The organism is Paralimibaculum aggregatum, assembly GCF_030270585.1.
Classification (GTDB): Bacteria; Pseudomonadota; Alphaproteobacteria; order Rhodobacterales; family Rhodobacteraceae; genus Thermohalobaculum; species Thermohalobaculum aggregatum.
Map to the genome: position 1 here is coordinate 1 of NZ_BSYI01000129.1, position 644 is coordinate 644.

General features: G+C 67.7%; 1 protein-coding gene. It reads left to right on the forward strand.

Features of this window, described 5'->3' with window-relative positions:
- On the forward strand, window positions 1–402 hold a 402-nt coding region (locus QSJ97_RS24615), incomplete at its 5' end, for a hypothetical protein (protein WP_285675146.1).
- Between the last annotated feature and the right edge of the window lie 242 nt (window positions 403–644).

Genomic DNA, 644 nt, shown 5'->3' on the forward strand with positions numbered 1-644 from the left:
GACGGCGACGACACCTTCGTCTTCCTCAACGCCGATGGTGCCAACGACGACAACGACACCTCGCGGCCGACCGAGCCGGGCGGTGACTGCATCACCGACTTCAACGGTGTTGCCTCCGACGATGGCGAGACCGACGTGATCGACATCTCCGACTTCACCATCGCCGGCGGCCTGTTCGTCAGCGACGAGACCGGGGCTCTGGACATCATCACCGACTTCGACGCGGCCGATGAGGATTACGACGGTTCGAGCATCTTCGCGATCCAGACCGGCTCGGATGTCCAGGTCATCGTCGACCTCGACGGCTCGGGCAGCTTCACCCAGGACGACCTCGAGTTCTTCCTCAAGGACTTCGATGCCGACGACCTGATGGCGGCGGACTTCATCACCTCCATGGTGTGATGACGCCCCGGGCCCGCCGCCGGCGGGCCCACCCGGAAACACCGAAGGGCGCCCCACGGGGCGCCCTTTCTCGTTCCGGCAGGTTTCGCGCCGCCCTCAGAGCAGCCCGCGCGGCACCCGCTCCCGCCAGACCCGGTCGAAGATCGCCGCCGCCCCCTCGAAGGCCCGCACCCAGCGCTCCAGCGCAAAGCCCTCCGCATCGCAGCGCATCTCCGCCACCGACAGAACCCGAACCCCCCACC